The organism is Ancylobacter sp. VNQ12 (genome assembly GCF_049445835.1).
In the GTDB taxonomy this organism is placed as follows: domain Bacteria; phylum Pseudomonadota; class Alphaproteobacteria; order Rhizobiales; family Xanthobacteraceae; genus Ancylobacter.
Map to the genome: position 1 here is coordinate 412,953 of NZ_JBMSDU010000002.1, position 12,090 is coordinate 425,042.

Consider the following 12,090-nt stretch of genomic DNA (forward strand, 5'->3'; position numbering starts at 1 on the left):
CGGACGATCAGCCCAGCACGGCCTCCAGGCGACGCTTCACCTCGTCCTTGGCCGGCTCGGCGGCCTTGAAGATCGCGGTGGCGCGGAAGAAGTCGAGCACGCGGAAATCGTGCACGTTCGGCCGGATCAGCACATCCGGCGCGCCGGCCTTCAGCTTCTCGCCGACGATGGAGCTCGCCATGATCTGCAGTGTAGCGAACATCGCCTCGAAGGGTGCGGGCACGCCGCGCATCTCCGCGCCATGGCCGCCGGTGATGTCCACGGCGATCACCAGGTCCGCCTTGGTCCGCAACAGGTCGAACGGCAGCGGATTGACCGCGCCGCCATCGACGAGAGTATGGCCGCCATGCTGCACCGGACGCATCAGCCCCGGTATGGCGAGCGAGGCGGCCACCGCCGGGCGGATCGGCCCCTGTTCGAACATGCGCTCGCAGCGCCCCCAGTAATCGGTCGCCACCACTTGCAGCGGAATGCCCAGCTCTTCGAAATCCTGCGGAACGATGTCGGGCAGGAAACCGGCGATCATCTGCTCGGCGTCGATCAGCACCGGATTGCCGAGCCCGGCGAAGAGGTGGGAGATTCGCCCGACGCGCGCGGCCAGCAGGCGCCGCATCACCTCGCCGCGATTGCGCAGCGTGTGGCCGACGAGATGGCGCAGATCCTTCGCCGGCATGCCGGCGGCATAGACGCTGGCAAGCATCGCGCCGATCGAAGCACCGGCCAGTGCGACCGGCTTCACGCCCAGTTCGTCCAGCGCTTCCAGCACGAGGATATGGGAGAGGCCGCGCGCCCCGCCCGAGCCGAGCGCCACGGCGATGCGCGGACCTGGAGGGGCGGGCGCGAGCCCATGCTCGCCCGTGACGATGACGCCATGGTGCGAATCATGCGGAGGGTGCGGTGTACGGCTGTGCCGGGAGGCGGCGGAGAGATCGTCCATGCGCTTTCCCATCTCACCCCACCACGGCAATTGTTTGAACGGCGCGAGCGCCCTCTACTATGTGGGTTCGGCCCCGAGCGCGCGCCAGGCGATGTCGGTGCGGTAGAACCCTTCCGGCCAATCGATCCGCGCGGCGGCGTCATAGGCGCGCTCACGGGCCTCGGCCACATTAGCGCCGATGGCGGTGACGTTCAGCACCCGCCCGCCATTGGCGACGATGTCGCTGCCGGACCGCTTCGTGCCGGCATGGAACACCTTCGCGCCCGGAATGCTCTCCGCCGCGCCGATGCCGGCGATGCGCGAGCCCTTCTCATAGGCGCCGGGATAGCCGCGTGCCGCCAGCACCACGGTAATCGCCGCCTCCGGCTTCAGGGCGATGTCCTGGTTCTCCAGCTGGCCCGTCGCCACGGCGTGCAGCAGCGGCAGCAGGTCGCCGTCGAGCCGCAGCATCAGCACCTGGCATTCCGGGTCGCCGAAGCGGACATTGTATTCGATCAGCTTCGGCCCTTGCTGGGTGAGCATCAGTCCGGCGAACAACACGCCGCGATAGGGGCTGTCGGCGTCGGCCAGCGCGCGGGCGGTCGGCCGGATGATCTCGTGCAGGGTGCGGCGCTCGAGCTCGGCGGTGAATACGGGCGCCGGGGAATAGGCGCCCATGCCGCCGGTGTTCGGGCCCTCGTCGCCGTCGAAGGCGCGCTTGTGGTCCTGCGCCGAGCCGAAGGGCAGCACGGTCTCGCCGTCGACCAGGCAGAAGAAGGAGACTTCCTCGCCTTCGAGAAATTCCTCGATCAGGATCTCCGTGCCGATGCCGCCCATGTCGAACACCTCGTCGACGCCATCGAGCGCTTCCTCGAGCGTCAGGGCGACGATGACGCCCTTGCCGGCCATCAGCCCGTCGGCCTTCAGCACGATGGGCGCACCCTGCCGGCGCACGAAGGCGCGGGCCTGCTCGCGGTCGTCGAAGCGGCCGAAGGCGGCGGTCGGGATGTCGTGCGCCTTGCACAGTTCCTTGGTGAACAGCTTGGAGCCTTCCAGCTGCGCCGCCACCTGGCGCGGACCGAAAACGGGGATGCCCTCGGCGATCAGCCGGTCGGCGATGCCGTCGACCAGCGGCGCCTCGGGGCCGACCACCACGAGGTCGATCTTCTCGGCCCCGCACAGCGCGACGATGGCGTCGTGGTCGGTGAGGGGGATGTTCTCGAAGCAGGTCGCGTGCTCGGCGATGCCGGGGTTTCCCGGCACGGCGAAGAAGGCGCCCATCAGCGGGCTCTGGGCCAGCTTCCAGGCGAGGGCATGCTCGCGGCCACCCGAGCCGAGCAGTAATACGTTCATCCCAGAGCCTCCCGCCGCGTTCAACCGCGTTTCGCCTAAACGTTCGGGCGGCAGGGGGCAAGGCCCCTGAACCGGTGCGGCCTGCCCCTATTCGTAGGCGAGCGCCACCACGGGATCGAGCCCGGCTGCCTTGCGCGCCGGCAGGTAGCCGAAGATGAGGCCGGTGAGGAAGGCGCAGCCGAAGGCCAGCAAGGGCGGCAGCAGCGAGAGAAGCACGTTGACGCCGAGGCTTTCCAGCATCAGCGCCACGCCGATGCCGAGCGCCACGCCCACCGCGCCGCCGACACCGCACACCACCAGCGCCTCGGTGTTGAATTGCAGCATGATGTTGCTCATGCGCGCGCCGGTCGCCATGCGGATGCCGATCTCGCGGGTACGCTCGGTGACGCTCACCAGCATGATGTTCATCACCCCGATGCCGGCGACCAGCAGCGAAATGGCGGCGACGCAGCCGAGCACGAGGGTCAGCGTGTTCTGCGTCTCCACCGCCGTTTCTAGGAACTGCGCGGTGTTGCGCACCTGGAAATCCTCCGCCTGATGGCGCTCGGCGATGATGCGGTTGATCTCGCTTTCCACGCGGGGAATGTCGGCGGCGTCCTCCACCTTCACGGTGATGGAGTTGACGAAGCGCCGGCCGAATACCCGGACGAAGCCGGTCGAGGCCGGCACTAGCGCCACGTCGTCCTGGTCCTGTCCGAAGGCGTTGGCGCCGCGGGCGGAGAGGACGCCGATCACCTCATAGGGGACATTCTTCACCAGAATGTAGCGCCCGAGCGGGTTGCTCTCGCCGAACAGGTTGGTCGCCACGGTCTGGCCGAGCACCACCACCGGCGCATAGGCGCGCACATCGTCGGCATTGAACATGACGCCGCGCGCCATCGGCCAGTCGCGCGCGGTGAGATATTCGGCGCTCGTGCCGGTGACCGAGGTGAAATAGTCCTCCGAGCCGAAGCGCAGCGTGTAGCGGCCCGAGCGCTCCGGCGCCACGGCGCTGACGCCGGGTATGGCGCGCAGTGCGTCGGCATCCTCCGGCAGCAGCGTGGCATTGTCGCCCGAGGAGCGGATGCCGGCGGCACCGGGACGCACGATCAGCAGATTGGTGCCGATCTGCGAGATGCGGTCGAGCACGCTCTGCTTGCCGCCATCGCCGACCGCCAGCATGGTGATGACCGAGGCGACACCGATGACGATGCCGAGCAGGGTCAGCGCGGTGCGGAAGATGTTGGCGTGCATGGAGGCGAAGGCCATGCGCACCGCCTCGCCGAGGTCCGGCACGAAACGCCGCAGGCCGCTGCTGCACGAGGGCCCTGAAGCGGGCAGCGGATCGCGCGCGGGTTCCGGCTCGTGGCGATCGTCGGCGACGATGCGGCCGTCCTGGAAGCGGACGATGCGACGGGCGTGGGCGGCGACATCGGGATCGTGGGTGATCAGGATGACGGTGTGGCCCTCGGCGTTCAGCTCCTTCAGCAAGGCGAGCACCTCTTCGCCGGAGCGCGAATCGAGCGCCCCGGTGGGCTCGTCGGCGAGGATGATCGGGGCGGCGTTCATCAGCGCACGGGCGATGGAGACACGCTGCTGCTGGCCGCCGGAAAGCTGGCTCGGGCGATGCTCGCTGCGCTCGCCTAGGCCGAGCCGCGCCAGCAGCGCATGCGCCCGGCCGATCCGCCGCTCCTTGGGCGCGCCTGCATAGATAGCTGGAATCTCGACATTTTCTGCGGCGGTGAGGCTGGGCAGAAGATTGTAGCGCTGGAACACGAAGCCGAAGGTCGAGCAGCGCAGCGCCGCCAATTCGTCCTTGCCGAGCTCGGCGACATCGATGCCGTCGACCCGGTAGGCGCCCGAGGACGGGCGGTCGAGGCAGCCGACAATGTTCATCAGCGTCGACTTGCCCGAGCCCGACTGGCCCATGATGGCGACGAACTCGCCGGGCATGATGGAGAGCGACACGCGGTCGAGCGCGCGCACAACGGTGTCGCCATTGGGGTAGATCCGGCTGACATCGACCAGCTCGACGATCGGGCGCAGCGGCGCCTCCGCCGGGACGGTGCGCGCCACCTCGTCCAGCGCGTCGAGCCGTTGCGTCTCAAGGCGGGAGCTGTCCTCCATGCCGCGCCTCAGCCGAGCCGCGGCGGCATGGATGGACGCGGCGGGCCCGCGGGCCGCGGCGAGGCCGCGCTGGTGCCGGTCACGACCGTCTCACCCGGCTGAAGGCCCTCGACGACCTGCGTGACGGTGCGATTCGACAGGCCGGTCTTCACCACACGCTCCTCGACGCCGCGCGGCGTCACCACGCGCACGCTCTGACTGCCGTCGCGGCGCGCGCGCAGGGCCTGCGTCGGCACCAGCGGCACGTCCTTGGCCTCGCCGAGGCGGAAGAACACCTGCGCGGTCATGTTGGTCATGAGGGTGAGGTCGTCGTTCGGTACGTCGATCAGCACATTGTAGAGCACCACATCGTTGACGATGGTCGGCGTCGGCTCGATCTGCCGCACCTCGCCCTGCCAGCGCCGGTCGGGCAGGCCGAGCGTGGAGAAATAGACCGGCGTGCCGACCTTGATGCGGGGAATATCGCCCTCGGCGACCTGCGCCGTCACCGTCATGGTCTGGAGATCGGCGATGCGCAGCACGATGGGCGCCGACTGGTTGGCGTTCAGCGTCGAGCCCTCGCGGGCGGTGATGGAAACCACCGTGCCGTCCATCGGCGCGTAGATCTTGGTGTAGCCGAGATTGGCGAGGTCGCCGTCGAGCGTCGCCTGGGTCTGGGCGATCTGCGCCTTCAGCGCGTCGATCTTGGCCTCGCTGATGCGCATGGTCGCCTCGGCCGCGTCAGCCGCGTCCTTGCTGCCGCTCTGGTTGGCGAGCAGCTGCTGGGCGCGCTCATTGCGCAGTCTGTCGAGGGTGAGCTGCGCCTGCGCCTGCGCCAGCTGGGCGCGCAGATTGTCGAGGCTGGCACGGTCGCCGGCGACGCGGGTCTGATAGACGGTGGGATCGATCACCGCCAGCAGATCGTCCTTCTTCACCACCGCGCCGATATCGGGATGAATGGTGCGCAACTGGCCGGAGACCTGCGTGCCGACATCGACATAGTTCTTCGGCTGCATGTTGGCGATGGCGGTGACGGTGGTCTCGATATCGCCGATCTCGACCTTCGCGGTCTGCAGGGCGGGCACCGCCTGCGATGCCGTCGCGACGTAGCGGTAGTAATAATAGCCGCCGCCGGCGAGCCCGGCCGCGACCAGCAGCAGCACGGGCCAGCGCCGGCGCCTGTGCACCTTCACGCCCATCGTCCGGCTGCCTTCCGACCTCTGCAACATCGCGCCGCCCTAACCTTAGCCTGCCCAAGGGGTAAGACCTAAGTCCCGGCGTATAAAGTGAATTCGCGGTAATGATAGGCCGTGCCTGTCACGTTGGAGAGGTTCCAGGCGGCGTGTCGAGGACAGCCGACGCCGCCGGCGGAACCCCGAGCCGAAACCCCACCGGCCGCGGCTCAAGACCGGATCGCGGCTTCGGCGTTTCTCCGCTGGCTTCCGGAACAGCGCGGCACGGCGTGCGGCACGCCCGGGAGCCGGGGAGCTTCACGAATCGAACGGCCGGTATTCGCCGGTGGCAGGATCGCGCCGCAGCGTCACCCGGCCGGTCGGCTCATTGGCCTCCTCGGCGCGGCGGGTGGCGTCGAGCTCGGCATTCACGCGGCGCGATTCCTTGGCCAGCAGCTTGACCAGGGCGGCGGCGCCGACAGCCCCAAGGGCGAGCACGATCACAGGCGGCATAAGGCAATTCCCATTCAGGTGGTCCGCGCGATCATAGACCGTATCGGCCCCAGAGCGAGCGCTCCTCGGCGGCCGACATCACATTCTCGGCAAAGCCCGCACCGATCCCCGCGCCGGCGGCGGAAGCGTCAAGACCGGCGATGCCGGGCACACGCCGGCCGAACAGGCCGGCCTTGCTCTCGATCAGCGGGATCACGACCTTCTCGCCATAGCGCGCCCGCAGGAAGGAACGGATCTCGCCGATGGCGTCGACCAGGCCGAGTTCCTGCGCCTGCGTCGCGGTCCAGAACGCGCCGGAGAACAGCGTCGCCTCGTCCGCGCTCAGCACGTCGCCGCGCCGGCGCTTCACCAGCGCGGTGAATTCGTCATGGATTTCCTTCTGGATCGCCTTGAGGCGCTCGACATCCTCGGCCTTCTCCGGCTGGAACGGGTCGAGGATCACCTTGCTCTCGCCGGCGGTGTAGACGCGGCGGTCGATGCCGAGCTTGTCCAGCGCGCGGTTGAAGCCGAAGCCGGCGCTGACCACGCCGATGGAACCGAGAATCGAGAACGGGTCGGCGACGATCTCGTCGGCGGCGCTGGCCAGCATGTAGCCGCCCGAGGCCGCCACATCCTCGACGAAAGCGATGACAGGCAGCCCCTTCTCCTCCGCCAGCAGGCGGATGCGGCGATGGATGAGATGCGACTGCACCGGCGAGCCGCCGGGCGAGTTGATCACCAGCGCCACCGCCTTTGCCCGCTTCACCGCGAAGGCGCGGTCGAGCGCTTTCGCGGTATTGGCGAAGGTGATGCCGGGATTGAACGGCCGCGACATGCCGATCGCCCCGTGCAGGCGCACCACCGGCACGATGGCGGCATCAGTGCGCAGGCGCGCGGGCAGGACGGAATCGAGGCGGCGGCGGAATTCGGCGAGGAAGGGTGCTGTGGCCATGGCAGAAGACATAGGGTCTTGCACCCCAGGGCTCAAGCGTCCGCCTGCGCCGGATTGAGCGCCTGCCGCACGCTCAAGCCCTCGCGCAGGATGCGCCCGGCCGCCATGGAGGGCCGCCCGGCGGCATCGGCCAGCACCAGAGGCGGCAGCAGCGCGGGGGGCGTGCGCCGGCCCTTCACCGCCCCGACCAGCAGCCGGATCGCCGGCGCATCGGCACGCGGATGCACCGGGCGGATCGTCACTGCACCGAAACGACCTTTCAGCGCGGCCAGCAGCGCCTCAATCGCCTCGGGCCGGTGGATCAGCGCCAGCCGGCCGCCGGGCTCCAGCAGCCGCTCGGCGGTGGTGATCCATGTAGCGACATCGACATCCGGCACGGCATGGGCGAGCGCCCTGCCGGCGCGGGGCGAGACGCGATGGCGGGCGGGGTCGTTGAAGGGCGGGTTCATCAGCACCATGTCGGCCGCGCGGGGGGCGGGCAGAGCGGGCCCGGAGGGGCGCCCCAGCGTGGCGACATCGGCGATCGCGACATCCAGCCGCATGGCAAGGGCCGGCCGCTGGCGGGCGACGTTGCGGGCGGCCAGCGCGGCGGTGGCGGGATCGATCTCCACCAGCGTCACCGCGACCTCGGCGAGCCGTATCGCCAGCGCCAGCCCGGCCGCGCCGACGCCGGCGCCGAGATCGACCGCGCGGCGGGCATCGTCCGGCACGCTGGCGGCGAGCAGCAGCGCGTCATGGCCGGCGCGATGGCCGACCGCCGGCTGCAGCAGGCGCAGCCGGCCGCCGAGAAAGGCATCGTCAGTCACGGCGCCCTCGACGATCTCCGCGTCGGTCAGCGCGGTATCGGCCGCTTCGCCGCTCATGGCGCGGGCAGCTCGGCGCCGAGGCCGGCCTCCGTCAGCAGGACGCGGGCGCGCGCATGAGAGCCCTCCTCGACCAGCAGCCGGCGCGGCAGCAGGCCGATGGAGCCCTCCATCACGCTCATATGCTGGTCGAGCACGAGATGGCCGATGCCGGCGGCGTCGAGCAGCGCCTCGATGGCCGAGAGCAGGACGATGTCGTTGGTGCGAAGCAGTTCGCGCATAAGCGCATGATGCCACGGCAGCGTGCAATTGCGCATGCCCCTTGCGTGCCTGGGACCTTCCGCCATTTCCGTCCGGCGCGCATTTGCGCTATGGCGAAGATCGGTGGGTGCGTTTGCCCCGGGGAGTTGCGGCCGGCAGCCGCGGTTTTCGGGCAGGTGACGCGCCGCTCCTCGTTTCATACGGTGCGCGTCCTAAGTCAACGATCGGAAGCTTCCCTTGGCCGTCGTCCTGCCCTTCGATCCTGCCGCCGAGAAGTCGGCAACGCCCTCCATCGAGGGCATCGTCACTCTGGTCCGCGCGGATATGGAGCGCGTGAACGCACTCATCCTGTCGCGCACCGGCTCGGATGTGACGATGATCCCGGAAGTGGCGCAGCACCTCATCTCCTCCGGCGGCAAGCGGCTGCGGCCCATGCTCACCCTCGCCACCGCCGCGCTCACCGCTTACGAGGGCGACGGCGCGGTGAAGCTGGCCGCTTCGGTCGAGTTCATGCACACGGCGACGCTGCTGCATGACGACGTGGTCGACGACAGCGAGATGCGCCGGGGCAAGCTGGCCGCGCGCATGCTGTGGGGCAACGAGGCCAGCGTGCTGGTCGGCGACTTCCTGCTCGGCCAGGCGTTCCGCATGATGATCGAGGTCGGCAACCTCACCGCGCTCGACATCCTGTCCAATGCCGCCGTGGTGATCGCCGAGGGCGAGGTGGCCCAGCTCGCCGCCGCCAAGAACACCGCCACCAGCGAGGACGAGTATCTCGGCGTGATCCGCGGCAAGACCGCCGAATTGTTCGCCGCCGCCTGCGAGGTCGGCCCGGTGCTGGCGGGCCGGCCCAAGGCCGAGCAGTCGGCCAGCCGCAGCTACGGCATGAATCTCGGCATCGCCTTCCAGCTCGTCGACGACGTGCTCGACTATGGCGGCGACGGCGCGGCGCTCGGCAAGAATGTCGGCGACGATTTCCGCGAGGGCAAGATCACCCTGCCGATCATCCTCGCCTTCCGGCGCGGCACCGAGGAGGAGCGCGATTTCTGGCGCCGCTGCCTCGAACAGGGCGAGATCGGCGCCGGCGACCTCGAGCGCGCGGTCGAACTGCTGATCCGCCACCGGGCGCTGGCCGACACGATCGAGCGCGCACGGCACTATGGCGCCATGGCGCGCGATGCGCTCGGCCTGTTCCCGGCCGGCCCCGCCAAGCGGGCGCTGCTCGACGTGGTGGATTTCTGCGTCTCGCGGGTGAACTGAACGGGCTCAGCGCCGCCCGGCGAAGAAGTCGCGCAGCAGGCGCGCCGCCTCGCTCTCGCCGAGCCCGCCATAAATATCCGGCCGGTGATGGCAGGTCGGCTGGGCGAAGAAACGCACGCCGCTCTCCACCGCCCCGCCCTTCGGGTCCGCCGCGCCGTAATACAGCCGGCGCAGTCGTGCCCAGGCGATGGCCCCCGCGCACATGGTGCAGGGTTCCAGCGTGACATAGAGATCGCAATCGGGCAGGCGGTCGCTGCCGAGCGTTGCCGCCGCCGCGCGGATCACCAGCATCTCGGCATGGGCGGAGGGATCGGAGAGTTCGCGGGTGCGGTTGCCGTCCGCCGCCAGCACCACGCCGTCCCGCACCAGCACGGCGCCGACCGGCACCTCGCCGCGCACGCCCGCTTCGGCCGCCTGCTCCAGCGCCAGCGCCATGAAGTCCCGCCGTGCCGTCGCGTTCCCTGCCACCTGCCCGCCACCCTTTCCGCAAAGCCGCGCCGCCGCCAAAAGCTCGCCATCACGTCGCGGACGTGCTAGCACCCGCGCCCCATTACGGATATCGCTTGAAGCCCGGATCGCACGCAAATCCGGATCGCACCCCCGGACGATCGCACCCCATGCCGAAAAACACGCCGCCCCGCAAGGATCACAACCGCGTCCCGCGCGCGCCCCGCACTTTGGCCCCGGCCGAACCGCGCGAAGCCGAGCGCGTCGCCAAGGTCATCGCCCGCGCCGGGCTCGGTTCGCGTCGCGAGATCGAGGAATGGATCCTCGCCGGCCGCGTCGCGGTGAACGGCGTGGTGCTGGAGAGCCCGGCCTTTACGGTGACGGCCGAGGACGCCATCACCGTGGATGGCGCGCCGCTGCCGCAGAAGGAGCGCACGCGCCTGTTCATGTACCACAAGCCCAAGGGCGTGGTGACGACGAACTACGACCCGGAAGGCCGGCCGACGCTGTTCGAGATCCTGCCGCCGGGCCTGCCGCGGCTCGTCTCGGTCGGCCGGCTCGACCTCAACACCGAGGGGCTTATCCTGCTCACCAATGATGGCGGGCTGTCGCGCGTGCTGGAGCTGCCGGAGACCGGCTGGCTGCGCCGCTACCGCGTGCGCGCCAAGGGCACGGTCTCGCCGGAGAAGCTCGACGCGCTGATCGCCGGCATCACGGTCGAGGGCGTGCATTACGGCCCGATCGAAGCCAAGCTCGACCGCGTGCAGGGCGCCAATTCCTGGCTGACGCTGGCGCTGCGCGAGGGCAAGAACCGCGAGGTCCGCAACGTCCTCGGCGCGCTCGGGCTCGACGTGAACCGGCTGATCCGCCTCTCCTACGGCCCGTTCCAGCTCGGCGAGATCGCGCAGGGCGCGATCGAGGAAGTGCGCACCCGCGTGCTGGCCGACCAGCTCGGGCCGGAGCTTTCCGCCGCCGCCGGCGCCGATTTCGAGGGCCCGCTGTTCGACCACGCCGAGGCGGAGGAGGCGCCCGTCGCGGTGCGTACGGGGACGAAGAACGCCGCCAAGGCACGCTACGCCAAGGCCGACGGCGCGGAGGACCGTCACCGCCGCCGGCCGATCGACCTCGAGGAAAGCCCCGAGCGCACCGTGACCGCCGGCATCGTCGCCGACCGCAAGGGCCGCAAGGTGCTGGTGCAGCGCGTGCGCGCCACCGAGACCGCGACGGAAGAACGCCCGGTCCGCCCGCCCCGCGAGCGGGAGATCCGCGAGGAAGAGCGCGAGGCCGCGCGGGCCCGTCCGGTACGCCCGCCGAAGCGGGCGGGTGGCGAGAGCACCTTCCGCAAGCGCCCGGACCGCGCGGCTCCCTTCGAAGCCGGCGAGGACGAGCGTCCCGCTCGCGGCCCGCGCCCTGCCCGCCCGCCGAGCCGCGACCGCTCCAGCGCCGGCCCGCGCCCGGCGCGCCCGCGCTTCGAGGAGCGTGGTCCGCGCGAGGAGAACGAAGGCGCCGAGCGCAGCTTCCAGCCGCGCAGCGAACGCCCTGCTGGTGATCGGCCGTTCCGCGAACGTAGCGAGCGCCCGGCCGGTGACCGTCCGTTCCGGGAGCGCAGCGAGCGTCCCAGCGGTGACCGCCCCTTCCGGGAGCGCAGCGAGCGCCCGGCGGGTGACCGTCCGTTCCGGGAACGCAGCGAGCGGCCGAGCGGTGATCGCCCGTTCCGGGAACGTAGCGAGCGCCCGGCCGGTGATCGGCCGTTCCGGGAACGTAGCGAGCGGCCGGCTGGTGACCGTCCCTTCCGGGAGCGCAGCGAACGCCCTGCTGGCGACCGCCCGTTCCGCGAACGTAGCGAACGCCCCTCTGGCGACCGCCCCTTCCGTGAACGCAGCGAGCGGCCGGAAGGTGCGCGTCCCTATCGCGGCCAATCCAGCGACCGGCCTTTTACCGGCCGGGTGAAATCCGAGCAGAACCGCTCGCGCCGTCCGCGTCCTGGCGAGGGTAACGAGCCGCGCCGCGAGGAGCGTCCCGCCCGCCCGCCACGCGAGTTCGGCGACCGTCCGGAGCGCGGCGAACGGCCGGCCGGCAAGCCTTTCGGCGAGAAGACCTATGGCCAGAAGTCGTTCGGCGACAAGCCGCGCGGCAAGTCCTTCGGGGACCGGCCCTCGGGTGGCAAATCGTTTGGCGGCAAGCCGGGCGGCGGCAGATCCTTCGGAGACAAGCCCTCGGGCGGACGACCCGGCGGGGCCCGTGATGGCGCGCCGCGCGCGGGTGGCAAGCCGGGTGGCGGCAAGCCTTCCGGCGGCCGGCCGGGTGGAAAACCCTCGGGCGGGCGGCCGCCGCGCGCGCCGCGCTGAG

11 protein-coding genes are annotated in these 12,090 nt (G+C 70.4%); 2 read left to right on the forward strand and 9 right to left on the reverse strand.

Going from position 1 to position 12,090, the window contains the following annotated elements; genetic code table 11:
* Positions 1-7: 7 nt before the first annotated feature.
* From ACO2RV_RS05580 to ACO2RV_RS05615, 8 genes are all read right to left on the reverse strand, one after another.
* Positions 8-937: a patatin-like phospholipase family protein gene (locus ACO2RV_RS05580; RefSeq protein ID WP_423290666.1), complete on the reverse strand. Its 930-nt coding sequence runs from the start codon at positions 935-937 to the stop codon at positions 8-10.
* A gap of 57 nt (positions 938-994) precedes the next feature.
* The gene (gene purD / locus ACO2RV_RS05585) at positions 995-2,269 is read right to left on the reverse strand and encodes a phosphoribosylamine--glycine ligase (protein WP_423290668.1); all 1,275 of its coding nucleotides are present in this window, start codon (positions 2,267-2,269) and stop codon (positions 995-997) included.
* Positions 2,270-2,356: 87 nt separating this feature from the next.
* Positions 2,357-4,294 carry a MacB family efflux pump subunit gene (locus ACO2RV_RS05590; protein WP_423291050.1) on the reverse strand — a complete coding sequence of 646 codons (1,938 nt, stop codon included), beginning with the start codon at positions 4,292-4,294 and terminating at the stop codon, positions 2,357-2,359.
* An 89-nt stretch (positions 4,295-4,383) separates the two neighbouring features.
* Entirely contained in the window at positions 4,384-5,553 is a 1,170-nt protein-coding gene (locus ACO2RV_RS05595; protein ID WP_423291052.1) for an efflux RND transporter periplasmic adaptor subunit, read from the reverse strand.
* A 291-nt stretch (positions 5,554-5,844) separates the two neighbouring features.
* Positions 5,845-6,039, reverse strand: a complete 195-nt coding sequence (locus tag ACO2RV_RS05600; protein ID WP_423290670.1) for a hypothetical protein — start codon at positions 6,037-6,039, stop codon at positions 5,845-5,847.
* Positions 6,040-6,070: 31 nt separating this feature from the next.
* Complete coding sequence (locus ACO2RV_RS05605) at positions 6,071-6,970, reverse strand: S49 family peptidase (protein WP_423290672.1); 900 nt, start codon at positions 6,968-6,970, stop codon at positions 6,071-6,073.
* A gap of 32 nt (positions 6,971-7,002) precedes the next feature.
* Entirely contained in the window at positions 7,003-7,833 is an 831-nt protein-coding gene (locus tag ACO2RV_RS05610; protein WP_423290674.1) for a tRNA1(Val) (adenine(37)-N6)-methyltransferase, read from the reverse strand.
* The gene (locus ACO2RV_RS05615) at positions 7,830-8,054 is read right to left on the reverse strand and encodes a DUF2007 domain-containing protein (RefSeq protein ID WP_423290676.1); all 225 of its coding nucleotides are present in this window, start codon (positions 8,052-8,054) and stop codon (positions 7,830-7,832) included. Before ACO2RV_RS05615 ends, ACO2RV_RS05610 begins: the two co-directional genes overlap by 4 nt.
* A 217-nt stretch (positions 8,055-8,271) precedes the next feature.
* Between ACO2RV_RS05615 and ACO2RV_RS05620 the strand changes: the two genes are divergently transcribed.
* Positions 8,272-9,294, forward strand: coding sequence for a polyprenyl synthetase family protein (locus ACO2RV_RS05620; RefSeq protein WP_423290678.1), 1,023 nt, complete (start codon positions 8,272-8,274; stop codon positions 9,292-9,294).
* A 6-nt stretch (positions 9,295-9,300) separates the two neighbouring features.
* Here ACO2RV_RS05620 and ACO2RV_RS05625 read toward each other — a convergent pair whose 3' ends face one another.
* Complete coding sequence (locus tag ACO2RV_RS05625; RefSeq protein WP_423291054.1) at positions 9,301-9,729, reverse strand: nucleoside deaminase; 429 nt, start codon at positions 9,727-9,729, stop codon at positions 9,301-9,303.
* A gap of 182 nt (positions 9,730-9,911) precedes the next feature.
* Between ACO2RV_RS05625 and ACO2RV_RS05630 the strand changes: the two genes are divergently transcribed.
* Positions 9,912-12,089 (forward strand): pseudouridine synthase, encoded by a 2,178-nt coding sequence (locus ACO2RV_RS05630; RefSeq protein WP_423290680.1) that lies wholly within the window; start codon positions 9,912-9,914, stop codon positions 12,087-12,089.
* Position 12,090 lies beyond the last annotated feature (1 nt).

Excerpts from the sequence above, each read along its gene's own strand:
- ACO2RV_RS05605 (WP_423290672.1), bottom strand. The coding sequence starts at position 6,970 with ATGGCCACAGCACCCTTCCTCGCCGAATTCCGCCGCCGCCTCGATTCC.
- ACO2RV_RS05615 (WP_423290676.1), bottom strand. The coding sequence starts at position 8,054 with ATGCGCGAACTGCTTCGCACCAACGACATCGTCCTGCTCTCGGCCATC.
- purD (WP_423290668.1), bottom strand. The coding sequence starts at position 2,269 with ATGAACGTATTACTGCTCGGCTCGGGTGGCCGCGAGCATGCCCTCGCC.
- ACO2RV_RS05610 (WP_423290674.1), bottom strand. The coding sequence starts at position 7,833 with ATGAGCGGCGAAGCGGCCGATACCGCGCTGACCGACGCGGAGATCGTC.
- ACO2RV_RS05625 (WP_423291054.1), bottom strand. The coding sequence starts at position 9,729 with ATGGCGCTGGCGCTGGAGCAGGCGGCCGAAGCGGGCGTGCGCGGCGAG.
- ACO2RV_RS05600 (WP_423290670.1), bottom strand. The coding sequence starts at position 6,039 with ATGCCGCCTGTGATCGTGCTCGCCCTTGGGGCTGTCGGCGCCGCCGCC.
- ACO2RV_RS05595 (WP_423291052.1), bottom strand. The coding sequence starts at position 5,553 with ATGGGCGTGAAGGTGCACAGGCGCCGGCGCTGGCCCGTGCTGCTGCTG.
- ACO2RV_RS05630 (WP_423290680.1), top strand. The coding sequence starts at position 9,912 with ATGCCGAAAAACACGCCGCCCCGCAAGGATCACAACCGCGTCCCGCGC.
- ACO2RV_RS05580 (WP_423290666.1), bottom strand. The coding sequence starts at position 937 with ATGGACGATCTCTCCGCCGCCTCCCGGCACAGCCGTACACCGCACCCT.